At 70.2% G+C, this 25,863-nt stretch carries 17 protein-coding genes; 7 read left to right on the forward strand and 10 right to left on the reverse strand.

Annotation, left to right across the window (positions count from 1 at the left end):
• Positions 1 to 168: 168 nt before the first annotated feature.
• Positions 169 to 957 carry a penicillin-insensitive murein endopeptidase gene (locus WMF29_RS36200; protein ID WP_437324671.1) on the reverse strand — a complete coding sequence of 263 codons (789 nt, stop codon included), beginning with the start codon at positions 955 to 957 and terminating at the stop codon, positions 169 to 171.
• Positions 958 to 1,182: 225 nt separating this feature from the next.
• On the opposite strand from WMF29_RS36200, the gene WMF29_RS36205 reads away from it, so the two are divergent.
• Positions 1,183 to 2,040: a CvfB family protein gene (locus WMF29_RS36205; protein WP_437324672.1), complete on the forward strand. Its 858-nt coding sequence runs from the start codon at positions 1,183 to 1,185 to the stop codon at positions 2,038 to 2,040.
• Positions 2,041 to 2,186: 146 nt separating this feature from the next.
• On the opposite strand, the gene WMF29_RS36210 is transcribed toward WMF29_RS36205, so the two are convergent.
• Both WMF29_RS36210 and WMF29_RS36215 read right to left on the reverse strand, forming a co-directional pair.
• Positions 2,187 to 2,654: a Dps family protein gene (locus tag WMF29_RS36210; RefSeq protein WP_157907930.1), complete on the reverse strand. Its 468-nt coding sequence runs from the start codon at positions 2,652 to 2,654 to the stop codon at positions 2,187 to 2,189.
• Positions 2,655 to 2,679: 25 nt separating this feature from the next.
• Entirely contained in the window at positions 2,680 to 3,276 is a 597-nt protein-coding gene (locus WMF29_RS36215) for a YqgE/AlgH family protein (protein ID WP_437294584.1), read from the reverse strand.
• A gap of 163 nt (positions 3,277 to 3,439) precedes the next feature.
• On the opposite strand from WMF29_RS36215, the gene WMF29_RS36220 reads away from it, so the two are divergent.
• From WMF29_RS36220 to WMF29_RS36230, 3 genes are read left to right on the forward strand one after another with little or no spacing between them, the layout of a single operon-like run.
• Positions 3,440 to 3,850 carry a 6-pyruvoyl trahydropterin synthase family protein gene (locus WMF29_RS36220; protein ID WP_272095805.1) on the forward strand — a complete coding sequence of 137 codons (411 nt, stop codon included), beginning with the start codon at positions 3,440 to 3,442 and terminating at the stop codon, positions 3,848 to 3,850.
• Positions 3,851 to 3,905: 55 nt separating this feature from the next.
• Positions 3,906 to 5,402: a DEAD/DEAH box helicase gene (locus WMF29_RS36225; RefSeq protein WP_437324673.1), complete on the forward strand. Its 1,497-nt coding sequence runs from the start codon at positions 3,906 to 3,908 to the stop codon at positions 5,400 to 5,402.
• Entirely contained in the window at positions 5,389 to 6,609 is a 1,221-nt protein-coding gene (locus WMF29_RS36230) for a DUF790 family protein (protein WP_272095807.1), read from the forward strand. The genes WMF29_RS36225 and WMF29_RS36230 overlap by 14 nt, the downstream gene beginning before the upstream one ends.
• 43 nt (positions 6,610 to 6,652) lie before the next feature.
• On the opposite strand, the gene WMF29_RS36235 is transcribed toward WMF29_RS36230, so the two are convergent.
• Complete coding sequence (locus WMF29_RS36235) at positions 6,653 to 7,732, reverse strand: PHP domain-containing protein (protein ID WP_437324674.1); 1,080 nt, start codon at positions 7,730 to 7,732, stop codon at positions 6,653 to 6,655.
• Positions 7,733 to 7,905: 173 nt separating this feature from the next.
• Between WMF29_RS36235 and WMF29_RS36240 the strand changes: the two genes are divergently transcribed.
• Positions 7,906 to 9,015 carry a glycosyl transferase gene (locus WMF29_RS36240; protein ID WP_437324675.1) on the forward strand — a complete coding sequence of 370 codons (1,110 nt, stop codon included), beginning with the start codon at positions 7,906 to 7,908 and terminating at the stop codon, positions 9,013 to 9,015.
• Between the two features lie 20 nt (positions 9,016 to 9,035).
• On the opposite strand, the gene corA is transcribed toward WMF29_RS36240, so the two are convergent.
• Positions 9,036 to 10,241, reverse strand: a complete 1,206-nt coding sequence (gene corA, locus WMF29_RS36245) for a magnesium/cobalt transporter CorA (protein ID WP_437324676.1) — start codon at positions 10,239 to 10,241, stop codon at positions 9,036 to 9,038.
• 272 nt (positions 10,242 to 10,513) lie between these two features.
• Here corA and WMF29_RS36250 point away from each other — a divergent pair, with 272 nt between their 5' ends.
• On the forward strand, positions 10,514 to 11,851 hold the full coding sequence (locus WMF29_RS36250) for a hypothetical protein (RefSeq protein WP_437324677.1): 1,338 nt from the start codon (positions 10,514 to 10,516) through the stop codon (positions 11,849 to 11,851).
• Between the two features lie 39 nt (positions 11,852 to 11,890).
• Here the strand turns inward: WMF29_RS36250 and WMF29_RS36255 are convergent, their stop codons facing one another.
• Positions 11,891 to 12,310, reverse strand: a complete 420-nt coding sequence (locus WMF29_RS36255; protein WP_307730557.1) for a GFA family protein — start codon at positions 12,308 to 12,310, stop codon at positions 11,891 to 11,893.
• Between the two features lie 212 nt (positions 12,311 to 12,522).
• On the opposite strand from WMF29_RS36255, the gene WMF29_RS36260 reads away from it, so the two are divergent.
• Positions 12,523 to 14,067: a hypothetical protein gene (locus WMF29_RS36260; RefSeq protein ID WP_437324678.1), complete on the forward strand. Its 1,545-nt coding sequence runs from the start codon at positions 12,523 to 12,525 to the stop codon at positions 14,065 to 14,067.
• 45 nt (positions 14,068 to 14,112) lie between these two features.
• On the opposite strand, the gene WMF29_RS36265 is transcribed toward WMF29_RS36260, so the two are convergent.
• The 4 genes from WMF29_RS36265 to WMF29_RS36280 form a co-directional block, all read right to left on the reverse strand.
• Positions 14,113 to 14,799: a pentapeptide repeat-containing protein gene (locus tag WMF29_RS36265; protein ID WP_437324679.1), complete on the reverse strand. Its 687-nt coding sequence runs from the start codon at positions 14,797 to 14,799 to the stop codon at positions 14,113 to 14,115.
• A gap of 167 nt (positions 14,800 to 14,966) precedes the next feature.
• Positions 14,967 to 17,195, reverse strand: coding sequence for an NADP-dependent isocitrate dehydrogenase (locus tag WMF29_RS36270; protein WP_437324680.1), 2,229 nt, complete (start codon positions 17,193 to 17,195; stop codon positions 14,967 to 14,969).
• A 462-nt stretch (positions 17,196 to 17,657) separates the two neighbouring features.
• Positions 17,658 to 19,802, reverse strand: a complete 2,145-nt coding sequence (locus tag WMF29_RS36275; RefSeq protein ID WP_437324681.1) for a response regulator — start codon at positions 19,800 to 19,802, stop codon at positions 17,658 to 17,660.
• Positions 19,799 to 25,768: an AAA family ATPase gene (locus tag WMF29_RS36280; protein WP_437324682.1), complete on the reverse strand. Its 5,970-nt coding sequence runs from the start codon at positions 25,766 to 25,768 to the stop codon at positions 19,799 to 19,801. The genes WMF29_RS36275 and WMF29_RS36280 overlap by 4 nt, the downstream gene beginning before the upstream one ends.
• Between the last annotated feature and the right edge of the window lie 95 nt (positions 25,769 to 25,863).

A 25,863-nucleotide genomic window follows, 5' to 3' on the forward strand; every position in this document is an offset into this window, starting at 1 on the left:
ACCCGCGCCGCTCGCGGGCCTTCCCAGCGGTAACGTCATGGAACCGGCTCGTCAAGCCGCCGGCCTCGTGCGTGGAGGAGAGCGAGGGGCCTGACTCGGTCGTGGGTGGGGGCTGGCAGAAGGAGCAGCGCGAGCGGCTCCGGCGCCATCACCCGTCGATGGCTTCGCTCAGCGCGGGCCGCCGGCCGCGAACGCAAAATCGATGTGCACGTGCTCGTCGTGCCGCCACCACACCGGGCCGCGTGGGATCGCCCCTGCGAGGGAGCCAAGCGTGCGGCCCGCGGGGCTCGCGAGCAGCAGCGGCACGTACTCAGGCGCGAGGAAAATCCGCTGGATCCGGAGCTTCCTTGGCCTGGCCTTCTCGTCCAGCGCCGACAGGAGCCGCGCGAGATCGTCGAAATCGATCAATAGCTCGCCCCACCGGCCCTGCGCGTCGAACTCGAGGCCATAACCGAGCTTGTTCCAGGGATAGGTCGACACGTCCGCGGGCCGCCCCGCGCCGTCGCGCAGCGGGACGAAGATATCGACGCTGAGCCCGTTCTGGTGCGTGCGGTGCGGCCAGAACGGGCCGCCATCGCGGTGGCCCGTCTCCCCGACGACGAAGCGCCGCCCTGGCCTGGCGGCCGCGCACGCGGCGAACGCCTCCTCCAGCGCGCCGCGAACGGCGCCGTGCACGTACTGGCGCCCGAGGCTGGCGCCCAGGTAGGAGTAGGTCACGTAGCCGGGCCCCGAGGGGCGGAGCGGGTGCCCGTGCAGCAGCCGGCCGCGCGCGGGGCTGCCAGAGCTCTCGGACGGCGCCGCGCCGTCGAGCCATACGCGGCCGTGCGCCACGACGACGGGCGCGACGAGCAGGAGACCGGCGGCGACCGCGAGTCGCTTCCACGCCCGACGAGACGCGCTCGTCGCGCGCGGAGCCACGGCGGGCGGCACGCCCCGAAGGACCTGGAGGAGCTTCACCCCGTTCGCCTTCTTAGAAGATCGCTCGCGTCGTTCAAGCGAGAAATGAACCATCGAGCGCGCCGAGAGGACATGCCGCCCTTGGCGTCCCTGGCACCTTGGCAGCTCGCCATTGGCATCTTTCAGGCAGCTTCGACTTCATTTGTGGGATCGGGAGGTCATCGCGTCAAAAAGAGACGCGACCGACCGACCGCGCGCCCTGGCCCTGTGCAAGACTGCGCGCCGATGCCGTACGACCATCTCCTCGGGCGCGTGGTGACCCTGCCGGTGCGGCGGTTCGGCCCGCCGGGCGCCTTCCTCTCGGCCGATCCGGACGACCTTCGCCCGGACGCGCCGGTGCTCCTCTTGCCGCGCAGCGAGGTGCCCGAGGGCGCCAGGGAGGGAGACGCGCTCGAGGTCTTCGTGTACCTCGACTCCGAGGATCGCCCCATCGCCACGACGCGCCGGCCGAAGGTCACGCTCGGCGAGGTCGCCTTTCTGGCGGTCACCGACGTCGCGCCCTTCGGCGCCTTCGTCGACTGGGGCTTGCCCAAGGAGCTGCTCATCCCCCGCGCGGAGCAGACCCGCGACCCGCGGGTCGGCGAGCGGCACCCGGTGGGGCTGCTCGTGGACAGGACCGGGCGCCTCGCGGGGACGATGCGCGTGAGCGAGATGCTGCGCGACGAGGGCGAGTTCGATCTCGACGAGTGGATCGAGGGCGAGGCGTGGCGCAACGAGCCGGGGATCGGCCTCTTCGTCATCGTCGAGCGCAGGTTCGTCGGCCTGCTCCCCGCCCACGAGCCGCACGCGCTCTCCCGCGGCCAGGCGGCGCGGTTCCGCGTGGCGAGCGTGCTGCCCGACGGGAGGATCGAGCTCTCGCTCCGCGGTCACGCGCACGAGGAGGTCGAGAACGACGCGCAGGAGATCCTCGCCCGGCTCTCGCGCCCGGGCGCGCCGAGGGTCGGCGATCGCTCGAGCCCGGAGGAGATCCGGGCGCTCTTCGGCCTGAGCAAGAAGGCGTTCAAGCGGGCCGTCGGCCGCCTGCTGAAGGAGCGCGCCGTGGCGATCGACGGCGAGGGGTTCCTCGTCAAGAACGCGCGCTGAGCCGGGTTCTCGTCGCCGTGCCAGTCCAGCGTCCACGCCCACAGGCTCCCTGCCAGGTCCGCCGCGCCTTCACCGCCGCTCCAGTCCGGCCGGCGGCATCGAGGGATCCCCTCTCCGCAGCTCGACCGGCGTCGCGACGCGGGGGGTTACTCGAGCAGGCTGCGCAGCATCCAGGCGGTCTTCTCGTGGACCTGCAGGCGCTGGGTGATGAGATCGCAGGTGGGCTGATCGTTGGCGTTCTCGGCCACGGGGAAGAGCTCACGCGCCGTGCGCGCGACCGTCTCGTGGCCCTCGACGAGGCGCTTGATCATGTCCGTGGCCTTGGGGACGCCGTCGTCCTCCTTGATGGTCGAGAGCGCGACGAACTGCTTGTAGGTCCCCGGCGCGGGGAGGCCGAGGGCCCGGATGCGCTCGGCGACAAGGTCCACGGCGAGCGCCAGCTCGTTGTACTGCTGCTCGAACATGAGGTGGAGCGTCTGGAACATGGGCCCCGTGACGTTCCAGTGGAAATTGTGGGTCTTCAGATAGAGCGTGTACGTGTCGGCGAGGACGCGTCCCAGCCCGGCGCCGATCAGCTCGCGGTTCTTGGCATCGATTCCGATGTTGATCTCCATAGGACTCCTCTCGTGTCGTGTGCTCTCAGGCTTCTCCGATGCTGCGCATCGACATGACCTCTATGGGGCGCAGGCCGAGCAGCGCATAGGCCTGCTCCCAGCGCTGGTCCGCCGCCACGTCGAACAGGATCCCCTCGTCGAGGGCCACGGGCAGCCACGCGCCCGCGGCGATCTCTCGCTCGAGCTGGCCGGGCCCCCAGCCGCTATAACCGAGGAGCACCGTCCTGCGCCGCGGATCCGCGGCGGCCGTGCCGCGCACCGCGTCGGCCGCGAGCGTGTCGAACGCGCTCCGGGACGACGTGACCCGCACCCGCGAGCCCACCGGGATCACGCCCGTCTCCTCGGCCCCGAGCGCCGGATCGAGGCACAGGATCCACCCCGAGCTCGGCTGGACCGGCCCGCCGAGGTAAACCGGCGCCGGGTCCTTCAGGTCGTTGCCATAACCCGCGAACGACAGGAGCTCCCCCAGCGTCATCGGCGCTGGCCTGTTCACCACGAACCCCAGCGCCCCGCCCTCGCTGTGCACCGCCAAGAGCACGACCGTCCGGTCGAAGTTCGGATCGCCGAGCGGCGGCGACGCGATGAGGAACCCTGGGGCCAGCACGCTCGCTTCGCTGTTCATCGGCGATCCTCCCTGGCAACGGTCAACCGGTCACTGCGTCCCGCACGAACCCGTCCGCCGCGGCGGGGGCTGGATGGGGGGGTCGCCCCCACCTTACTCCGGTGTGCCGTGACAGGCGATTGGGATCTCCCTCCAGCGCCGGTGCGGCGGGTATAGTGGACCCATGTACACCGTCGGCGTCCGCGATCACATCATGGTGGCCCACAGCCTCAAGGGCGTGCAGTTCGGCCCTGCGCAGCGCCTGCACGGCGCGACGTACACGGTCAGCGTGGAGGTGGAGCGCGAGGAGCTCTCGCCCCTCGGCCAGGTGGTCGAGACGAGCGCGCTGCGGGATGGCCTGCGCGCCGTGCTCGCCGAGATCGACTACCGGAACCTCGACGAACACCCCGCGTTCGAGGGCAAGCGCTCGACGCCGGAGCTCATCGCGCGCTACATCCACCGCGAGCTCGGCCGCAAGCTCCCGGTGAGCGCCGGAAGCGCCCTCACGATCACGCTGCACGAGTCCCCCCTCGTCTGGGTGCGCTACCGCGCGCCGCTCCGGGGCGCCTCGGTCATGCCGACCGAGCTGGCCTGATCGTCGGCCATCTCCGCTTGGCACGCGGCCCTGCCCGCGGCAAAAGAGCGCGCCGATGACCGAGCCGGTCCGCACAGCGCCGATCGCCCTGAGCTTCCAGGGCGGCACCCTCCGCATCGAAGGCCTCGCCCCGCGCCCGGCGCTCGCGGCTGCGCCTGCGATCGACAGCAGCGCGCTGCCATCAAACGCAGACGAGCGCGCGGACGAGCCCAGCGGCGGCGACGCGGGCGATCCCGCCGAGGGCGCGCCGCTCGACCCCGCGTGCCTGCCCGCGTCCTGCCGCTGGGACGCGCGCGAGCGCGTCTACCGCGTGCCGGCGATCGACTACGCCGAGCTCGTCCTGAGGCTCCGCGCCCGCGGCGTCCCGTTCACCGACGGCGCCCGCAAGTACGAGGCGCTCCCGCTCGCGCCGCTCGCCAAGCACGACCCGTTCCCCTACCAGCGCGAGGCGCTCGACGCCTGGGCCGGGCGGCGCAGCCGGGGCGTTGTCGTGCTCCCGACGGGCGCGGGCAAGACGTTCGTCGCGACGCTCGCGATCGCCGCCCGGCAGCGCAGCACGCTCGTGGTCGTCCCCACCCTGGATCTCCTGAACCAGTGGTACGACGGGCTCTCCGCCGCGTTCGGCGTCCCGATCGGCCTGCTCGGCGGCGGGTATCACGACGTCCTCGACCTGACGGTGACCACCTACGACTCCGCGCACGCCCACATGGACCGGCTCGGCGCCCGCTTCGGCCTCGTGATCTTCGACGAGTGCCACCACCTGCCGAGCCCGTCGTACGCGCTCGCCGCGAAGATGTGCCTCGCGCCCTTCCGCCTCGGCCTCACCGCCACGCCCGAGCGCGCCGACGGCCGGGGCTACGACGATCTCATCGGCCCGATCGTCTTCCGCCGGGAGATCACCGAGCTCTCCGGGCAGTACCTCGCGGCCTACGACGTCGTCCGGCTCGAGGTGCCGCTCTCGGACGACGAGCGCGCCGCGTACGAGGCGGCGCGCGCCGTGTACATCGGCTTTCTGCGCGCGAGCGGCATCCGCATGCCCGAGGGGTGGGGCCAGTTCATCCTGCTGAGCTCGCAGTCCGACGCCGGCCGCCGCGCCTTCGAGGCGTACCGCCGCCAGCGCAGCCTCGCGCTGTGCGCGCCCGGCAAGATCGACGTCCTCGCCCGGCTGCTCCACGCCCACCGCGCCGATCGCACCCTGGTCTTCACCGAGGACAACGCCACGGTCTACCAGATCTCGCGGCAGTTCCTGCTGCCGGCGATCACCCACCAGACCAAGGTGAAGGAGCGCAGCGCCATCCTCGACGCCTTCAACCGCGGCGCGCTGTCGGCGGTGGTCACCTCGAAGGTGCTGAACGAGGGGGTCAACGTGCCCGAGGCCAACGTGGCGATCGTCCTGTCGGGCAGCGGCTCGGTGCGGGAGCACGTCCAGCGGCTCGGCCGCATCCTGCGCCGGAGCGAGAACAAGACGGCGATCCTCTACGAGCTCGTGGCACTCGGCACGAGCGAGCAGCGGGTGAGCGACAAGCGCCGGGAGCACGTTGCTTACCAGTGACCTCGTCCGCGTCCGCCGCCGGGGCGGGATGGTGGTGCCGCAGTACCTCCGCGGGGCGGCCGCCGAGCGCCTGCTGCCGGTCGCGCGGGCGTACCTCGACATCCTCTCGCAGCGCGTCGGCGAGCGCCGCGACGACGTCGAGGCCGCGCTCGACGCCATCGAGGTGCCCGCGCGGGATCGCGTGGCCTCGCTCGGCCTGAGGAAGGTGCTCGAGGACGGCTGCGAGTACGAGGTGCAGGAGGGCGTCGATCCCGAGGCGCTCCGGCGCGAGCTGTTCCACGCGGCGGCGGCGGCGCACCGCGCCCTCGACGTCCGCGCCCGCTTCGATCGCGCCGCCGTGCTCGACGAGGTGGCCGCCCGGCTCGGCACGACGCCCGCCGCGATCGAGGCGGGCCTGTACGCCGACCTGCGCGGCGCCGAGATCCTCCGGCGCGCGGCCGCGGACGCGCCCGAGATCCTGCTGGATCGGTACAACCTGGCGCTGGCGCAGTCGATCCTCCTCCGGGCGACGCAGGTGACGATCCGCATCGAGGGGGAGAGCGCCCAGCGGTACCGGCGGATCTTCCGGGCGGCGCGCTTCCACGGGCTCATCCACGTGGTCCAGGGCGATCCGGTCTCCGGCTACACGATCGCGCTCGACGGCCCGTTCAGCCTGTTCGACGCGGTGCAGCGGTATGGGCTGCGGCTCGCGATGTTCCTGCCGTCGGTGCTCTCGTGCGCCTCGTTCCGGCTGCGCGCCGACCTGCGCTGGGGGCGCGACAAGGAGCCGCTCGCTGTCGAGATCGGCCCGGCGGACGGCCTCCTGTACCATGGGCGCGAGCTCGCGGAGACGACACCCGAGCTGGACGCGTTCTGCGAGGGGTTCAGGAAGCTCGGGTCGCCCTGGACCGTGTCGCCGAACGAGCGGCTGTTCGCGCTGCCCGGAGAGGTGGTGTGCGTCCCTGACCTGGTGTTCCTGAACGCGGAGACCGGGGAGGAGGTGTACCTCGAGGCGTTCGGGTTCTGGAGCCGGGACGCGGTGTGGCGGCGCGTCGAGCTGATCCGGAAGGGGTTTCCGGCGAGGATCCTGCTCGCGGTCGGCAAGCAGCTCCGCGTGAGCGAGGAGGTGCTGGGCGACGACGAAGCCGGCGAGATCTATGTCTACCGGGCGACGATGTCGCCGCGGGCGGTGCTGGCCCGGCTGGACGGGAAGCGCGGGGGGGCGTGAGCCACCGGGGAGGGCAATCCGACACCCGCGACGCCCGCGACGCTCACGGCTCCACGGTCGCGTACGCCGGCGTCCACGCCCGCTTCCCGTCCGGCCGCGTGATCCGCGCCCGCACGTACCGCTCCCCGCCGCGGAGCCGGTACGTCGCCCGGCCCTCCGTGGGCTGCTGCCGCTCCAGCACGCGCCCGCCCCGCCCGACGAACTCGACGACCGCGCCCGCCGCCACCGGCCAGACCGAGAACGCGTCCCCGGCGATCGCGATCCTCCGCAGCCTCGCCCCGGACGACGCGTAGAGCCGTCCCCCGGCGAGCGCGCTGCAGATCGCGGCGCGCGACGCCTCCCGCGAGAACACCTCGATGAACCCGCGGCCGGGCCCCGCGGGCGGCGCGCCCGACCCGGCCATGAGCTGGTGCAGATCGTCCACCGCGACGCCCACGATCCCCCCTCCCGCGGCGCCGCGCACCGTCAGCACGGCGTCCCATAGCGCCTCGTGCGACGGGCGCGTCGCGTCGCCGTCCGTGTACACGTACGGGTGCCCGCTGTGGATCTCCAGGAGCTCCGCCGCGGGCGCCGCCAGGAGGTCGCCGGCCGATAACGTCCAGTCGAAATTCGGGTGGTTGATGAGCGCCACACCCCCCTCCGCCCACACACGGCCGATCGCCCACTTCAGCGCCTCCCCCTTCGTCAGAAAAGCGCCCCCGCCGATCGTCGCGCGCGTACAGAGCGCGTTCACGTGCACGGGCTTCCCCTCCGCCCACATCGTGATCTCTTCGCCGGGGATCACGACGAAACCCGGCGTCGACGAGAGATCCTGGAACATCGCAGGATCGACGCGCTGGTTGTGGTCTGTCACCGCCACGAAGGAATACCCGTTCTCGCGGTACCAGCGGACGACGTCGCGCGGCTCGCTGTCCCCGTCGCTCAGGGACGTGTGCGTGTGGATGTTTCCGCGCTGGAACACCTCCACGTCGAGCGCCTTCTCGAAGTGCGGGTGGCCCGGCGGTCCGTGCCCTCCGGGAGCAGAGCCCGAATCGTGCGAGGCGCGCTCCGCCCTGCCGGCAAGCGCGAGGAGCGCCGCCGCGCCGATGAACAGGAGAGCACTCCAGCGTCCACGCATGTTCATTGCGATGACATGGAGAGTATACAGAACGCCAGGGCCGCGACCAATTCGCAGAGAGCGTACCCGCACCTCCGCCGCCGCGCGTCACCTCTCCCGCTTTCCGGCGCGCGCGCGCCCGTCTCCTCTTCAATTTTTAATTGCCCCGGTCCACCGGCGTCCGGCGGCATACTGCTCCCGTGACGCCCCCCCTCCTCGCGCTCGTCATGATCGTCAAGGACGAGGCCCCCTCCATCCGCGAGACCCTCGCCTCGGCCAGGCCCCACGTCGACCGATTCACCGTCCTCGACACCGGCTCCACCGACGGCACACAGGCCCTGGTGCGCTCCGCCATGGCCGGTGTCCCCGGCGACCTCGTCGAGGAGCCCTTCATCGACTTCGGCACGACGCGCAGCCGCGCCCTCGATCTGGCCGGCGACGCGGCCGTGTTCACCCTGATGCTGAGCGGCGACGAGCGCCTCGTCGCGGGCGACGCGCTCCGTCGCTTCTGCGAGGAGCGCCGCGACGCGTCGGGCCCGGGGCACGGCGCCTACCACCTCCGCGTACGCTATGGCGATTCCGTCTATGACTCCGCCCGGCTCGCCCGCGCCTCGGCCAGGTGGCGCTACGTCGGCGCCACCCACGAGGTGCTCTCCAAGGAAGGCGAGCCGCCCCCCTCGATCCGCGTCCCCGACGCCCACATCGTCCACGACCTCTCTCGCCGCGACGCCGCCGCCCAGACCCGGAGATGGCAGCGCGACCTGGAGCTGCTCTCCGCCGCGCTGGCCCGATCTCCCCGCGACGCCCGCGCCGCCTTCTACCTCGCGCAGACGCTGGAGTGCCTCGGCCGGCACGCGGAGGCGTTCGAGGCCTACGAGCGGCGCGCCGCGCTAGGCGGCTGGCAGGAGGAGGTCTACGAATCGCTGTTCCGCATGGCGCGCACCGCCGCCGCGCTCGGGCGCCCCTGGCCCGAGGTGCAGCAGCGCTACCTCGACGCCCACGCCCACAGCCCGCACCGCGCCGAGCCGCTCTTCGCCGTCGCCTGGCACTGGTACGGGCAGCGGTGCTGGCCGCTGACGTACCTCTTCGCCTCCCGCGGCGCCGCCCTCCCCTTCCCCGCCCAGGCCACCCTCTTCGTGGACGCCGAGGTCTACGAGCACAAGTTGCTCGACCTCGTCGCGACCAGCGCGTTCCACGTCGGCGAGCTCGCCGCCGGCGAGGCGGCGCTGCGCAAGGCCCTCGCGCGCCGCCCCGGCGATCCGCGCCTGCTCAGGAACCTCGCGTTCTACGCGCCCGCGAAGAAGCGCTGACGCGCCGCGCTCGCCGCCGTTCAGGCGCCGTCGTCGTCCTTCCTGATCCAGCCCTTGCGGCGATAGTACGTGAGCAGCCCGACGACGCTCGCCAGCATCAGGAGCCATACGAACGGATAGCCGTAATACCAGTCGAGCTCCGGCATGTTGTACGGCGAGGTCTCGTGGTGGAAGTTCATCCCGTAGATGCCTGCAATGGCGGTGACCGGGAGGAAGATCGTCGAGATGATCGTGAGCACCTTCATGATCTCGTTCATCTTGTTCGATATCCCGGAGAGGTGGAGATCCATGAGGCCCGAGCTGAGCTCGCGGTAGGTCTCGACCATGTCCATCAGCTGCACCGCGTGATCGTACGTGTCGCGCAGGTAGAGCCGCGTGTCCTTGGCGATGATCGGGTTGTCCTCGCGGAGCAGCGCGTTGACGAGATCGCGCTGCGGCCAGATCGCGCGCCGGAGCGTGAGCAGATCCCGCTTCAGATCGTGGATCGGCTTCGACATCCGGCGCTTCGCGTCGATCACCTCGACCTCCAGGTCCTCGATGTGCTCGCCGAGCCGCTCGAGCACCGGGAAGAAGCCGTCGACCACCGCGTCGAGCAGCGCGTACGCCAGGTAATCGGCGCCCCGCTCCCGGATCGTGCCCCGGCCGGTGCGGATTCGCTCCCGCACCGCCTCCATGACGTCCCAGTCGGCCTCTTCCTGCACCGTCAGGACGAAGCTCTTGCCGACCAGGATGGCCAGCTGCTCGGTGCGCAGCACGCAGCGCTCGTTGACCTGCACCATCCGCGCGATGATGAGGACGTGCTCGCCGCCGTAGACGTCGGCCTTCGGCCGCTGGGGCACGTTGACCATGTCCTCCAGCGCGAGCGGGTGGACACGGAAGATCTCGCCCAGCCGCTCGAAGGTCCCCTTGTGCCCGAGCCCCCGGACATCGACCCACGTGATGGAGGGCCTGTCGTCCGTGAGGTAGGGGATGCACTCGTCGACGCGCTGGATCTCCTTCTCGGACACGACCTCGGCGTCGTAGTCGATGACGAAGATCTTCGGCCGCTGCGTTTCCTCGATGACGAGCGTTCCGGGCGGCGACGCCGGCGGCGGCTCGTGCACGAGCCGGGCGCGCCTGGGCCGCAGCGTCGTCCGGTCGAGGTCGGTCCTCTCCTGGACCCAGGAGGCGCGCGGCTGCGGCGCGCTGCTGCGCCGCGATTCGGGGGGTAGCGTGGAGCTCGTCACGGGGGCGTGATGGTAGACCAAGATGCCGGGGTATCGAGCGGGGATGACGCGTGGGATGACGCGTGGGATGACGCGCGGAGCGGGCGCGCTCTCGCGCTCGCTCCGCGGCGCCGGGTGGCGTATGCTTATGGGGCCGCGGAGGGGAGTTGCTGGTCGGGCCGCGGCGGGGAACGGGCGCTCGCAGGGCCGCCTCTTCCTCCCTGTCCCTGCTGGCCGGGGGAGCGCGCGACGCGCGCCGGCCTGCGCTGCGCGCCCTGTCCTTCCGGATGCCCATGGGAACGACCCTCGACATCGCGATCGGCCTCGTCAGCGTCTTCTTCCTGCTCAGCGTCCTCTGCTCGGCCATCCACGAGGCGCTCGCCGGCGTGCTCCGGCTGCGCGCGCTCAACCTGGCGCAGAGCATCGAGATCATGCTGGCCGATAGCGAGCTCGACGCGCACGTGAAGCGGTCGCCCGGCGCCGCCGATACCGCCGCCCCCAAGAGCCCCCCGCTGGAGCACGTCATGAAGCGCGTGGCGCGGGGCGCTGTCGTGTTCGTGCGCACCCGGGTGATGCCGGGACCGCACCCGAGCCCGCTCGCGGAGAGGCTCCGCGAGCACCCGCTGATCAAGGATCTCAAGTACGGCTGGGTAGGGCCGTCCTACATCCCGTCGCACGCGTTCGTGGCCGCGCTCATCGACACCCTGCGGCAGGTCCCCTGGCCCGACAGCGCCGCGGCGCCGCCCCCGCAGGCCGGCGCCGCCGCCACGCCTTCGCCGAGCGGCGCCGGCGCCGCGGCGTCGCCGACGAGCGACGCCGCTTCCGTGCCTTCGCAGGAGGCGAGCGACGGCGTCCCGCCGCCGCAGGCGAGCGCCTCCGCGCCTCTGCCGGGCGAGATCGCGGCGGCGCCGAGCCGCGACGAGGACCCGCTCGACGAGCTGAAGCACATCCTCCGGAGCATGCCGCCGAAGAGCGATCTCCGGCGCGCCCTCACAACGATCGTCGACTCCACGGTCAAGGACATGCGCGAGGCCAACATCCGGCTGGAGCGCTGGTTCAATGACGCCATGGACCGGGCCGCCGGCCGGTACAAGCGCCGCGCGCAGCTGATCATCAGCGCGACGGCGCTCGTCCTCTGCGTCGGGTTCAACGCCGACAGCATCCGCCTCGCGGGCGCGCTCTCGCGCGACGCGGTGGTGCGCGCCCGGCTGATCGCGGCGGCGCAGGAGATAGCGAAGTCGCCGCCCCGCGCCGCGCCCCAGGCCGGCGGCGTCGATCAGAACGAGGACATCATGTCCGCGATCGCCGAGGCCAGCGGCGCTCGCTCCCGGCTCACCGGGCTCGACGTCGAGATCACCTGGGGCGTGAAGGCCCCCGAGCACACGAGCGTTCCGAAGCTCTGGAACGCGATCGCGGCGATCCTCGGCCAGGGCATCGTCGGCTGGATCCGCGGGGTGCTCGACAGGCTCCTGACCCCCGGCATCCTCATCACCGCGGCCGCTGCCTCCCTCGGCGCGCCGTTCTGGTTCGATCTGCTCAACAAGCTCGTGAACCTCAGGACGGTCGGCAAGAGCCCCGAGCCTTACGAGCCCCCCAAGGGCGCCGGACCGGACAGCAGCGTGACCCGCTGACCCTGCGCGACGCTCGAGGGGACGACACGCCCGGTCGTCCTACCACGACGCTGGGTACTCATCGTGGGTCGGAAGCCCTCCGCTGGCGCACCCCCACGGCGCTCTGGATGCCCAGAAGATGTGATCCGTCGGCGAGATGGGCGGCGCCGTATCCAGCGACCCCGCCGGGACGACCATGATCTTGCCGCCCCGCCTCAGGCGCGGGACGGGACACCCGCAATGGCTGCAAAACCACTTCCCGAAGCTCTTCGCCGTGGGCAGCTCATAGCGTGTGATGGCCTCTTCCCCTGACAGCCATCGGAGCTGGCCGGGATCGACGGCCAGATTCGTGCCGTGGCCCGCGCCCGTGCTTTTGCGACAGCGCGAGCAATGGCAATGGGCCATCAACTGGAACGGCGGGTCGACCTCGAATGTCACCGCCCCGCAAAGGCAACCCCCGTGAATGCTGGACTCGCTCATGTGCTCTCTCCAGGCGCCTGACGCCGCGATTGAATGGGACGCACAGCCTATCCGATCTGGCGGGCGAGGATCGAGCTCGGTTCGCCCGGCGCGCCCGGAACACGAGCCGTGGCCGCCCCGACACGCGCCACGGCCGATCCTTGGGCCAGCAGAGGCATTTCACCCGTGCCTCCGAGCTGGTACGCAGGCTGCTAGATCCAGGGGACCGGACCATGAGAACATTGAGCGCTTGCTTTCTGCTGGGGATTCTCGTTGGCTGTCAGAAATCCGAGGAGGCCGGCCTGCCGGCGGCGAGCTCGGGACCGAGCGCCGGATCGAGCGCACCGGCGGCGGCCGCAGCGGAGGCAGCGTCGCCGGCCGCAGCGGAGGCAGCCTCGTCGGCCGCCGCGCCCGCGGCTGCGGCGCCCACCGAGCCGGCTCCGTCGTCGACCGCGCCGGCGCCTTCTGGTGCGCCGGCGTCCTTCAAGGACGGCCGGAGCGAGTCGATCGCAGCGGCCGTCGGCCTCGGCTGCGAAGCGAAGAGCCTCGATGGATGGCTCGAGCTGCTTTGCCGGAAGAAGAACGGGACCGGAGGGCACCCCGTCCGCGCGGTGCTCCACGATCCGAGCGCGGAGGCCGCAGCCGAAAAGCCGAGCGAGCCCGCGACGGCCGCCGACGCCGGCGAGGATCCCGACGCGGGCCCGTCGAACGAGGTCCTCGCCGACGAGCGCGGCGAGCTCCGGCTCGTCGCGCCGTTCCGGGCCGAAGCCAAGCAGACCGTCACGCTGGAGTGGACCGACACGCGCTACGAGCTCCAGATCGACGGGACGACCGCGAAGCTCGACTGGGCCGGCTCCGTGGTGTCGCACCGGCGCGCTTGCCAGGAGCTCCTCGATCAGAACCGAGCGCGCATCTCCGACGCGCAGAAGCTCGAAGGGCCCGAGAAGGTCTCGGCGGCCGAGGCGACGCGCCTGCCGAAGTTCGGGGTCTGCCAGCCGGCGGGGCTCGGCTCCTGGGCGCTGTCGCTGACGCGATTCGCGGGCGCCGGCGAGGGCGCGGCGCGCGCGCTCGCCTTCGACATCGAGGTGGTACGGATCGACCTCGAAGGCAAGCGCTCCGCGGCGCCGCTGGGAACGATCGAGGTCGCGCCCGGTGGACTCGCGATCTCCGCGTTGAACGTCTATGACTTCGACGACGACGGCAACGACGAGCTCATCGTCCCCTATGAGCTCAACGCGCTTGCCGCGGGCGCGAAGCCGGCGGCGCCGAGCCCGGTCTGGACGTTCTCGAACGGAGCGGTGTCCGCCTATGCGAAGGCCCCGAGCGTCTCCGGCGGCCTCGGCATCGAGCACCTCGATCACGACATGCGGCCTGACATCGGGAGCTACGGTCCCTTCGTCGCGTGGCTCGGCGCGGACTGCGGCGTGAAGAGCTGCCCGTCGCGTGTGACCGGGCCGAAGTTCTATTTCCATTCGGTGCAGGACGGCTCATTTTCAGCGACCGACGCCAGCGCGACGGGGGCGCTCGGCCGCGCGTGCGGCAAGAAGCCCGCGGCGATCGTCGTGACGGCCGGCAGCGGCGTGAACGTCGCTCAGACGGCGAAGAACCTCGTCTGCGCGCGCGCGCTGGGCGCCACGCGGGAGGCGATCGAGGGCGAGCTCGCGGCGAAACGCGCGGACCTCTGCGGCGGCGCGGCGACCTGCGCGCTGTCGAGCACGTTCGAGGCCTGGCTCGACGCGGCGCTCCCGGCTGAGCTCGGGAGCGCCGTGAAGCCGTGAAGGATGCAAATCGTTCGAGGCCGCGGCGCACGGCGGCCCGCGCCGTTATCTGCCGTCCTTCTCCGTGAATCCGAGCACGTGCATGCCGAACGAGGCCGCGAGGAGGATCGCCGCCTCAAGCGGGATGCGGGCGCCCTTCACGTTGTTCTTCGCCGGATCGATGAACAGATCCTGGGATCGAGGGAACTGCGCGTTTCGAAGGTCGCAGTCCTCGAAGCGCGTCCCCGCGAAGCGGCACTCCTCGAACACCGCCCCGGCGAGGTCCGTCGCGGCGAACACCGATTCGGTGACCGCGCACCGCTCGAAGCGCGTCTTGCGCAGCGCGAGCGAATCCATGATGACATACCGCAAGTCGCAATCCTCGAACGACACGTCGGGGAATTTCGCGATGTTCGTCCAGTCGACGCCCATCAGCTTGCAGGAGTTGAACGCCACGCCGCGCAGCGAGAGCATGGTGAGGTCGGCCTTGGTCAGATCGCAGCTCTCGAATACACAGTTCTCGAGCCGAGCGCGCGTCCAGCGGCTCTCGCCGAGCTTCGAACGCCGGAACACACAGCCGCAGAAATCTCGATCGCTCAGGTCCGCTCGTTCCAGGGTGAGCCCATCGAACGTCTCACCGTCGAATGAGTCCTTCCCTTCGAACGGGTCCAGCTTCTCTCGAGCGATTTCTTCACCGCCGCCAGCGCCAGGCTTGGGCTTATCTCCGCTGTTCGATCGTCCTCGTCCGGCCATTCCCTGCTCCAGTCCACCAAACGATTTCAGACATGGTGTCATCGCTTGGTGGTGGGCGTCAAGGCGCTCCCCCGGCGCGAGACTCGGTCGCACGGTGGTTGAACGGCCGTCGCCGCCGAGCGCGTCGCCTGTGGACACGCGCGCGCTCGGCGGGGACCCGGCGCGGCTCAGGAGAAGCCGTCGATGGCCGCGTTCAGCGTGGCGCTGGGCCGCATCGCGGCGAACGTCTTCTGATCGTCGAAATGGTAGTAACCGCCGAGGTCGACGGGCTTGCCCTGCGCGCCGATCAGCTCGCCGTCGATCTTCGACTCGTTGTCCGTCAGGGTCTGGGCGAGCTTGCCGAACTTGGTCGCCAGCTCCTTGTCCTCGGTCTGCTTCGCGAGGGACTGCGCCCAGTAGAGCGCGAGGTAGAAGTGGCTGCCGCGGTTGTCGATCTCGCCGACCTTGCGCGCCGGGCTCTTGTTGTTCTCGAGGAACAGGCCGATCGCCGTGTCCAGCGCCTTGGCGAGCACCTTGGCCTTGGCGTTGTTGGTCTTGTTGGCGAGGTCCTCGATCGAGACCTGCAGCGCCAGGAACTCACCGAGCGAGTCCCAGCGCAGGTAGTTCTCTTTCTGCAGCTGCTGGACGTGCTTCGGCGCCGAGCCGCCGGCGCCGGTCTCGTACAGACCACCACCGGCCAGCAGCGGCACGATGGAGAGCATCTTGGCGCTGGTTCCGAGCTCCAGGATCGGGAACAGGTCCGTCAGGTAGTCGCGCAGCACATTGCCGGTGACGCTGATGGTGTCCTTGCCCTCCTTCATGCGGGCAAGCGTGAACTTGATCGCCTCCACCGGGCTCTTGATCGGGAGCTCCAGACCCTTGGTGTCGTGCTCGGGCAGGTAAGCCTTGACCTTGTCGATCAGGTTCTTGTCGTGGGCGCGGTTCTCGTCGAGCCAGAACACCGCCGGGGCGCCGGTGGCGCGCGCGCGGGAGACGGCCAGCTTGACCCAATCCTTGATCGCGATGTCCTTCGTCTGGCAAGCGCGGAAGACGTCGCCGGCCTCGACCTTCTGCTCCAGCAGGGCGTTGCCGGCGGCGTCGACGACGCGCACCGTGCCGCTCTCGGCGATCTTGAAGGTCTTGTCGTGTGAGCCGTACTCCTCCGCGGCCTGCGCCATGAGCCCCACGTTCGGCGAGGTGCCCATCGTGCGCGGGTCGAACGCCCCGTGCTGCTTGTGGAACTCGATCGTCGCCTGGTAGATGCCGGCGTAGGAGCGATCGGGGATCGTGAACTTGGCGTCGTAGAGCTTGCCATCCGTGCCGTACATCTTGCCGCTGGAGCGGATGGCCGCCGGCATCGAGGCGTCGATGATCACGTCCGAGGGCACGTGCAGGTTGGTGATGCCGCGGTCGGAGTCGACCATGGCCAGCGTCGGGCGCTGCTCGTAGAGGGCCTTGATGTCCGCCTCGATCGCCGCCTTCTCGTCTGCCGGCAAGCTCTGGATCTTGGTGTACAGGTCGCCGATGCCGTTGTTCGGGTCGAAGCCGACCTTGGCCAGCGTGGCCGCGTGCTTCTCGAGCGCCTCGGCGTAAAACACGCTGACGGCGTGCCCGAAGAGGATCGGGTCGCTGACCTTCATCATCGTGGCCTTGAGGTGCAGGGAGAACAGCACACCTTGCTTCTTCGCGTCCGCCACCTGCTCGGCGTAGAACGCGCGCAGGGCCTTGGCGCTCATCACGCTGGCGTCGACAACCTCGCCCGCCTGCACCTTGACGCTCGCCTTGAGCACTGTCGTCTTGCCGCCGGCGACGAGCTCGATCTTCAGCTCCTGCGCCTTGTCCACCACGACCGACTTCTCGCTGCCGTAGAAGTCGCCGCTCGACATGTGCGCGACGTGGCTCTTCGACTCACGGCTCCACGCGCCCATCGAGTGCGGGTGCTTCTTGGCGTAGTCCTTGACGGCCGGCGAGGCGCGGCGATCGCTGTTGCCCTCGCGCAGGACGGGGTTCACGGCGCTGCCGAGCACCTTGGCGTAACGCGCCTTGATCGCCTTCTCCTCCTCGGTCTTCGGCTCGGAGGGATAGTCCGGCACGGCGTAGCCCTGCTGCTGCAGCTCCTTGATGGCGGCCACGAGCTGCGGAATGGAGGCGCTGATGTTGGGTAGCTTGATGATGTTGGCGTCTGGCGTCTTGGCCAGCTCGCCGAGCTCCGCCAGGTGGTCGCCTAGCTTCTGGTTGTCCGTCAGGCGCTCGGGGAAGTTGGCGAGGATGCGGCCCGCCAGGGAGATGTCGCGCGTCTCGACCCGGACCCCGGCGGCCTTCGTGAACGCCTCGACGATCGGGAGGAGCGAATAGGTGGCCAAGGCCGGCGCCTCGTCCGTCTTCGTGTAAATGATGGTAGAATTTTTCGTTTCCACTGTTTTCTCGAGGGTTGAACGGGTCGGGATTATCGGGAAGGTTTCGCCGGACGCCAAGGGCCCGTCGCACAGGCAGAATGCCCGGCATCGAAATTTGCGCAAGCTGCCCCTGGCTTCGGGCCGACTCGCCGCCGACCAGCCCCCGGATGCACGAGCGGCGGGCCGCGGGAGAGCGGAACGGGCCCAGCGCGGTCCGCAGCCGCGGGAGAGGGAGCCGGACCCCGGCGCCGGCTCGCTCACGGCCATGCCGCAGCGCGCAAATACAAGAATCCGAAGTGCCGAGCTCTCCGCGCAGGAATACGCTTCTCCCGCGAGCGGGTGCCGAGCGTCACCACGAACGGTGACAGTCGCGCGGCATCAGGCCAGCGCTCGCCGACGATCTCATCATTCGCTTCTTTCGATTGGCCGAAGCTACACCCTGCGGAGCCGATGAACGTCCACAGGTCCGCGCTCGGCCTCGACTCACCTCGCCCCGCCATGGATTCGCCCGGCCAACGTCGCCACGTGCGCCACCAGATCCGGCGGCTTCACCGGCTTGGCCAGGTGCATCTGGTATCCGGCCCTGAGCGCCCGCGCGCGGTCCTCGGCGCGCGCAAACGCGGTCAACGCCAGCGCCGGCACGCTCCCCCCACGCTCTTCCGGCAACTGCCGTACCTTCTGGATCAGCTCATACCCGCCCTCGTGCGGCATGCCGATGTCGCTCACCAGGACCATCGGCTGGTCTCGCTCCAGCTCCGCCAGGGCCTCCACGACCGAGCCCGCCGTCCGCACCTCCGCCTGGCACTCCGCCAGTATCCGCAGGAGCAGCTCTCGCGTGTCCGGCTCGTCATCCACCACCAGCACCCGCACCCCCTTCAAATTCAAGAGCTCCCCGCCACGATGCCGTGATGGCCGGCGCTGCGGCGTCGAGGCCGGCTCTCCTCCGGCCAGCGCCTCGGCGTGCTTGGCCTCCAGCGGCAGCTTCACCGTGAAGCTCGCCCCCTGGTCCTTCCCTGCGCTTGCCGCCTCCACCGTCCCCCCGTGCAGCTCCACCAGGTGCTGCACGATCGAGAGACCCAGACCCAGCCCGCCGTACTCGCGCGTGGTCGAGGCGTCTGCTTGCCGGAATTGCTCGAAGACGTACGGTAAAAACTCCGGCGCGATGCCGATCCCCGTGTCGCTCACCGCGAGGCGCGCGTACGACCCCTCGCGGCGCAGCGACACCCTCACCTGCCCGCCCTGCCGCGTGAACTTCATCGCGTTGCTGAGCAGGTTCCACACGATCTGCTGGAGGCGATTCGGGTCCCCGACGACGTGTTCTCCTGGCGACTCGACGCTGAGCTCCAGGCGGATCCCCTTCGCCTTCGCCGCCGGCTCGGTCGACTCCAGCAGCGTTTCGAGCATCTCGGTCAGATCGACCACCTCCACGTCGAGGCTCAGCCGCCCGCCGATGATGCGCGACATGTCCAGCAGATCGTCGATGAGCTTGGATTGCGCCCGCGCGTTCCGCTCGATCGTCCCGAGCGCCCGGCCCAGGATCTCGTCCGATGGGCCGCGCATACGGAGCAGCTGCGACCAGCCGAGGATCGCGGTGAGCGGCGTCCGCAGCTCGTGGCTCAGCAGCGCCAGGAACTCATCCTTCAGCCGCCCGGTGCGCTCGAGCTCCGCCCGCGCCGCCTGCTCGCGGGAGAGGAGCATCTCCCGCTCCGCCTCGGTCCGCTTTCGATCGCTGATGTCCGTGGAGATCCCGCAAACCGCGTACGACCGGCCCGACTCGTCGAAGAGCGGACACTTGATCGCGATGTACGTGTGGAGCCCATCGTCCTGGGGCACGATCTCTTCCATCTCCAGCGGCCCCCCGGCCGCCACCACCTGCCGGTCGAAAGCGCGAAGCGCATCGGCGCACTCCGCGGGGAACAGATCATAGTCGGTCTTGCCGGCGATCGACCGCGCGGTCACATGAAACAGCTCTTCGTAGCGGCGGTTGATCATCAGATAGCGTCCTTCGAGGTCCTTGACGTAGATGACCGCCGTGGAGTTGTCGAAGATGGCCTGAAGCAGGTGCTGGCTCTCGCGCAAAGCGACTTCCGCGCGCCGGCGCTCGGCGTTCTCCGCCTCGAGGGCGGCGTTCGAGCTCGCCAGCTCGGCCGTGCGCTCTCGCACCCGCTGCTCCAGCTCCTGGTGGGCGCGCAGGAGCTGCGCGTTCTTCGCTTCGAGCTCCTTCTGCGCCTCGCGCAAGCTCAGGTGCGTCCTGATCCGCGCGAGCACCTCTTCGATCTCGAACGGCTTGGTGATGTAGTCGACGCCCCCCGCCTCGAACCCCACGAGCTTGTCCGCCACTTCTCCGAGGCAGGTCATGAAGATCACCGGGATGTCTCGGGTGCCCTCGGCCGCCTTCAGGCGCCGGCAGGTCTCGAACCCGTCGATCCCGGGCATCACCACGTCCAGCAGGATCAGGTCGGGTTTCATGAGGCTGGCCCGCTTCAGGGCCGCCTCCGCGTCCTCGGCGGCGAGCGCCTGATGACCTGCGGATTCGAGATGATCCACGAGCAGGGCCAGGTTGGCGGGCATGTCATCCACGACGAGGATCGTGCCCTCACGAGCACCGGGCGCGGAGGCTCTGCTCATGACGGCTGACCGTCGGCCACCGCCGCGCCGACCGCGGCATGCTCCTCGACGAACTCCTGCAGCTTCCGCATCTGGTACGTCCGCGCCAGCGTCTGGAGCTGCTCGAGCCAGGGGCCGAGCCGCGGCTCGCTTTGCTGCATCCGCTCCGCCTCCGCCAGCACCTTCCGGATACGGCCCGACGCCACCAGCCGCGATAGCAGCGATAGCTGTTCGGCCGAGGGCAGCACCAGCGCGCTGTCCCCCTTCACCGCCGCGGGGGCCGTGGCGTTCACCGGTTCGTGCGTCCATTCCACGCGCAGGAAACGCGCGATCTTCTCGAAGAGCAGGTTGGCATGCACCGGCTTCGGCAAGAAGTCGTCCCAGCCGGCGTGGGCCCCCTTCGGCTGCTCGGCGGCGTTGACGTTCGCCGACGAGGCCAGGATCACCACCCCGTCGAGCTCGGGCATCTGCCGCAGGCGGCGCGTTGTCTCATAGCCGTCCAGGCCTGGCATGGCCAGGTCCATCAGGATCAGCGCCGGCCTGTGCTCCAGGGCCAGCCGCAGCGCGGATTCGCCGCCGTCGGCCTCGACGAGGTCGAAGCCTATGGGGACCAGCAGATCGCAGAACAGAGCGCGGTTGCCGGGGTTGTCGTCCACGACGAGGATCTTGCGGCGCTCGCCGCGATAACCGGTGATCGTGGCCCACGCCAGGGCCTCGTCGGCGGCCGCGGAAGAGAGCGCTTCGGCGAGCGTGAGCGTCACGGTGAACGCGCTGCCTTTGCCGAGCTCGCTCTCGACATAAATGGTCCCGCCCATATGCTCGATGATCCTCTTGCTGATGGCGAGGCCGAGCCCGGTGCCCTCGCTCTTCACCCTCTGGTCTCCGACCTGCTCGAACGGCTCGAAGATGCGCGCGAGGTGCTCCGGGGCGATGCCCGTGCCCGTGTCCTCGATCCGGAAGCGCACGTCGCGCTGCCCGTCTCCGCCCTCGTCCAGGACGTCGACGAGCAGGGTGACCGCGCCGCGCTCCGTGAACTTGATGGCGTTGCCGAGCAGGTTCAGGAGCACCTGCGTCAAGCGCTTTTCGTCGGCGTACACGGCGGCGAGCGCCGGGCCCCGGACCTCGTGGGTGAACGCGATGCCCCTCTGTTCGGCGCGCACGCTGCAGAGGTCCACCACGTTGTGCACGAAGGAGGGGAAGTCGAACCTCCGGGGGACAAGCTCCATCTTACCGGCCTCGATCTTCGCGAGATCCAAGAGGTCGTTGAGCAACGCCAGGAGGTGCTCGCCCGATTTCTTCACGATCTGCACCCCTTCGCGGCTCTTCGGCGAGAGCTCGGGCGCTCGCATGAGGAACTGAGCGTAACCCAGGATGCCATTGAGGGGCGTGCGCAGCTCATGGCTCATGCTCGAGAGGAAATCGCTCTTCGCTCGATTGGCGCGGTCGGCCGCCTCCTTGGCGATCCGCAGCTGCGCCGTGCGCTCCTGGATCTTCACCTCCTGGTCCCGGTACAGCACCGCGTTCTCGACGGCGATCGCCGCCTGCGAGGCGAGCACCGACAGGAGCTCCACGCGCGCGGGAGGGAACGCCGACGGCACGTCGCGGTGCTCCAGGTACAGCACGCCCACCACGTGGCCCCGATGCGTCAAGGGCAGCGCCAGCAGCGAGAGCACCGCGTGCAACGCCAGGTACGGGTCGCCGGCGAAGCGCGCGTCGGACCTCGCGTCGCCTGTCACCACCGGCTCGCCCGTGCGGGCCGCGTATTGCACCACCGCGACGGGGACGTCGTGGCTCTGCCCGAGAGGCTCCGACAGCCCTGCCTCGATGCGGGTCCCCTCCACCCAGAGCCGAGCGACGACCGAGAGCGCGTCCCCTTCGCTGAGCACCAGGGCGCCGCGCTGCGCCCCCGCGTTCTCCAGCGTGAGCTCCATCAGCCGGCCCACCACGCGCCCCGGGTCGAGCTCGCCCGAGAGGGCCTGCGCCGCGCGCACCGCGGTCTTCACGTCGAAATGCGCGCCTGTCGACCTGCCCGTGGTCGTGGTGGTCGCCATCACGGTCGTGCGCTCGGAGGCCGACTCGTGCAGGGACGCCTTCAGCAGGGCGGGATACCTCGCGTTCAGATGGGCGACCACCGCGTCAGCGCCCCAGCGCGCGTAGGCGTCGCGCGCCTCGCGCAGGTACATCGCCCCGACGTGGGTCTTGCCCGCCTCCAGCCGAAACTCGGCGGCGAGCTGGGCTGCCAGGGCCTCGATGTGCAGGAAGCGGTGCTCGCGGGCCAGCTCGATGGCCTCGTCGTACCTGGCCGCTGCCTCATCGGGCTTGCCCAGGACGCGGGCGTATTCGGCCTCGGCGAGGCGCAGCTTGTGGAGGAAATTGGCCTCGCAGCCTTCGGTGAAGTAGCGCAATCGCGCGAGGCTGTGCTCGATGTGCTGCCGCAGCCGCGCCTGCTCCTCGTCCGTGACGGCGACGGGCCAGCGCTTCGCCGCTGCGAGCGCGAGGAACAGCGCGATGTCTGTCACCATCGGGATCCCGAGGAGGTCTGCCTGGAATTGCTCCGCCTCCCGCATCCTCGACAGCGCCCGCTCCCACTTGCCAACAGCGCAGAACAGATATCCTTCCAGCGTACGAGCGAACCCTCCGGTGTACCTGTCCCCGTCGGCCAGGAGGGAGCGCGAACCTCGTGGCAATGGCTCCTCCTCCAGGAGGCGCTGGGCGCCGTCAGGAGACATCAAGACCTCGCAGAAGGACGCGACCAGCTCGAAATGGTGTCGCCCGACGGCGTCCCCTGCGCGCTGCACCAGCTCCCAGCGCGCCTTGTGCTGCGCGTCGACCTGGCCGAGCGGCAGGCCGCGCCACAGCCGGTAGTAGAGCAAGTCGCACAGGAGCCCCCAGCTCGTGCCTTGAAACGACCCGATCTTCAGGCCGGCAGCGATGGCTTGCTCGTAAACGGGGGACGCTTCATCGATGGGCCTCGAGTGGCCCAGGTAGATCCCCTTGAGCGCGAGGCACTCGGGGAGCATCGCGGAGCCGACGCGCTCCGCGGCGCGCACCCCGGGCGTGAGCCAGCGCATGGTACGGCGATACATGCCCGTCGCCACCGACCACGCGTTGGCGAAGCTGCAGATCATGAGGGTGGCAGCAGGCGTGAGCGCGTCCCGCCGTATCGCCTCGGACACGATGCGGGCGATGACGAGCGAATACAGCATCGGCCGGCCACCGTAGATCGCGCAGAGCTGCGCCTGCGTCATCAGGGCGTCGATGAGCCGGTGCTCCAGCGACGGATCGACCTGCATTCGATCAAACCCGTCCGGGTCGCGGTCCAGCCATTGATCCAGCTCGGTGGACTCTTGCAGGAGCGCGACCTGACACGCCTCATCCGTGTCGGGGAACGTGATGCCCCGCTTCGCGAGGGCGGCCATCCCGAGCCCGATTCCGCGCGCGTACTGGCCCGTGGCGACACAGCAGCGCGTGCGGATCTCCTGCGTCGACAGCCAGGCGACCTCCGGCAGAGGCCTGTCCAGCAATGCGAGCGCCCGCGCCTCGACGTCGTCGAACTCCCGCAGCAGATAGGCGGCCTCCAGGCGCTCCAGCCCGATCTCCGCCGACAGCGCGCGCTCCTGCTCCCAGGCGCGTCCGCCGAGGAGCGCCTGCGCGCTGTCCAGCAAGTTGGCCATCAATCGGTAGGAGCTCGCCGCCTTCGCGCAGCGCGCGGCCTCCAGGTTCAGCCGCGCGAGCTCCTTGCGCTCCTCCACGGACTCGAGCCGCGCCGAGCCCAGGTTCAGGTGCCGCACGAGCTCCAGGAATTGCTGGACCGTGCCCCCTTCGGCGAGATGACGCGCCTGGAGCCGCCGGCCGATCTCCAGGTGCGCGAGCACCCGCTGCTCCGGCGAGATCCGCTCGTAGCTCGCCTGCTGCACGCGGTCGTGCAGGAACCGGTACGCCGCGTCCATCGCCGCCGCGCCAATGACGCCGAGCGCCTGCGCGGGGCGGTAAGCCCCGTCGACCGGCACCACCAGCTCTGCATCCAGCGCCGGCCATAACGCCCCCGTCACCGGGGCGCGCTCCCACCCGCTGAGCCGCTCCAGATCCTGCAGGTGGAACGTGTGGCCTGCGCAGGCCGCGAGCCCCAGGAGCTGCTGCGTCGGCTCGGGCATCTCACGCACCTTGTCTGTCAGGAGCGCCACCACGTTATCGGTGACGCCCGCCTTCTCGAGCGACGATTGATCCCACCGCCACGCCCCGCTCTCCGGATCCCTCACCACCTGCTTCTGCCGGTGCAGCGAGAGCAGCAGCTGCTCCAGGAAAAAGGGGTTTCCGCGGGTCTTGCGCGAGAGCACGCGCGCCAGCGGCTCCACCCGCGCGGGCTCGCTCTCCAGCGTCCGCGAGCACCACTTTTGCACCTGCTCTCCCGACAGCGGGCCCACCGTCATCCGCGACACCTTGGCCTCGCTCTTCTCCACCGCCTCGACGAGCTTCCACAGCGGGTGCTCGGGCGGCGCCTCGTTGTCGCGGTACGCCGCGATCACCAGCAGCGATTTGCGCTCCACGTCCGTGAGCAGCGTCTGCAGGATGATCAGCGTGGCGCTGTCGGCCCATTGCATGTCGTCCAGGAACATCACGAGCGGCGGGTTCGGCGCCGTGACGGCTCGCACGAAATTCAGCCACGTCAGCTTCTGCCGGTTGAGCACCTGCTCGCCCTCGACCGGCGGCACCGGCGGCAGCTTGCCCATGACCAGGTCGAGCTCCGGCACCACGTCCGCGATGAGCCGCGCGTTGTCCCCGACCTCGCGCCGGATCCGCTCCTGCCAGGCCTCGAGCACCGCTTCCGAGCTGGAGAGCCATTGGCGCATCAGCGCCCCGAACGCCTGCGCCAGCGCCGCGTAAGGCGTCGACCGCGCGAGCTGATCGTGCTTGCCCGCGATCAGGAGCCCGCGCCCCGCCTGCGCGATATCCCTGTAGACCGTGCGGACCAGCGCCGTCTTGCCGATGCCCGAGGGGCCGCCGACGAGCAGGAGCTCCGTCGTGCCCTGCGCGGCGCGCGCAAAGGACTCGCCCACCCGCTCGACATCGCGCTCCCGTCCCACGAGCACCTGCGGCAACCGGAGCTTGCGCGAGAAGTCTTTTCTTCCCAGGCCGAACGGCTCCACCGTGCCCCGCTCGTCCCATCGACGGAGGGCCTCCTCCAGATCCTCTGCCGCGCCGCGGGCCGTCTGGTAGCGCCGCTCGGGATCCTTGGCCAGGAGCTTCGCCACGATGGCTGCCACGGTCCTTGGCACCTCCGGGGCGACGGAGTCGAGCGGAGGCGGGTCCTTGGCCAGGTGAGCGTGCACCAGCGAGAGAGGATCGCGCTCCGTGAACGGCAGCCGCCCCGACATCACCTCGAAGAGCGTCACCCCCAGCGAGTACAGGTCCGTGCGCGTATCGAGCGCGCGCGCTGTGCGCCCCGTCTGCTCCGGGGAAATATAGACAAGCGTCCCCTCCAGCGCCTCGGGGATGCTCGCCTCGGTGGCCTCCTGGGACAACAGCGAGGCGATGCCGAAGTCGAGCAGCGTGACCCTCTCGCACGCCTCGTCCACCAGCACGTTTTGCGGCTTGATGTCCTTGTGCATCACGCCAGCGGCGTGCACCCCCTCGAGCACCCGTGACAGGAGCCGGCCGAACCGCAGCGCGGCCCCGACCGGCACGCGCCCCTGCTTGGCGAGCAGGCGATCGAGCGAGCCGAGGCCAGGATCCTCCAGCACCAGCGCCGCCGTGCCGCCCCGCTGCTCCAGCGCCCGTGCGCGCGCCACCCCGGGCACCTGTGCGAGCTGCAGGAGCACCTGGTGCTCGTGGATCAGCCGCCCCATCACACGCGGACTGGCTACCTCGGCCACGGGGATCTTGATTGCCACGCGCGCCCCCGAGGGGACATGGACCGCGCGCCATACCCGTGTCTCGTTGCCGTCGTAGATTACCTTTTCCAGCGTGTAATCCCGCAGCTCCATCATTGCCCCCCTCGCATCCTTCAGGGGCGCTGCTGTCGGATCATCATCGTAGTGCCGAGCAGGACGGAATGCGACCGGCGATCCTCCCTCCGGGGAAT

The organism is Sorangium sp. So ce381 (genome assembly GCF_051473845.1).
GTDB lineage: Bacteria > Myxococcota_A > Polyangia > Polyangiales > Polyangiaceae > Sorangium > Sorangium atrum.

Bases quoted from the DNA above. Each gene is read 5' to 3' on its own strand.
- WMF29_RS36205 (WP_437324672.1), top strand. From the start codon at position 1,183: ATGCCGTACGACCATCTCCTCGGGCGCGTGGTGACCCTGCCGGTGCGG.
- WMF29_RS36210 (WP_157907930.1), bottom strand. From the start codon at position 2,654: ATGGAGATCAACATCGGAATCGATGCCAAGAACCGCGAGCTGATCGGC.
- WMF29_RS36215 (WP_437294584.1), bottom strand. From the start codon at position 3,276: ATGAACAGCGAAGCGAGCGTGCTGGCCCCAGGGTTCCTCATCGCGTCG.
- WMF29_RS36220 (WP_272095805.1), top strand. From the start codon at position 3,440: ATGTACACCGTCGGCGTCCGCGATCACATCATGGTGGCCCACAGCCTC.
- WMF29_RS36225 (WP_437324673.1), top strand. From the start codon at position 3,906: ATGACCGAGCCGGTCCGCACAGCGCCGATCGCCCTGAGCTTCCAGGGC.
- WMF29_RS36235 (WP_437324674.1), bottom strand. From the start codon at position 7,732: ATGAACATGCGTGGACGCTGGAGTGCTCTCCTGTTCATCGGCGCGGCG.
- WMF29_RS36250 (WP_437324677.1), top strand. From the start codon at position 10,514: ATGGGAACGACCCTCGACATCGCGATCGGCCTCGTCAGCGTCTTCTTC.
- WMF29_RS36255 (WP_307730557.1), bottom strand. From the start codon at position 12,310: ATGAGCGAGTCCAGCATTCACGGGGGTTGCCTTTGCGGGGCGGTGACA.
- WMF29_RS36260 (WP_437324678.1), top strand. From the start codon at position 12,523: ATGAGAACATTGAGCGCTTGCTTTCTGCTGGGGATTCTCGTTGGCTGT.
- WMF29_RS36265 (WP_437324679.1), bottom strand. From the start codon at position 14,799: ATGGCCGGACGAGGACGATCGAACAGCGGAGATAAGCCCAAGCCTGGC.
- WMF29_RS36275 (WP_437324681.1), bottom strand. From the start codon at position 19,802: ATGAGCAGAGCCTCCGCGCCCGGTGCTCGTGAGGGCACGATCCTCGTC.
- WMF29_RS36280 (WP_437324682.1), bottom strand. From the start codon at position 25,768: ATGATGGAGCTGCGGGATTACACGCTGGAAAAGGTAATCTACGACGGC.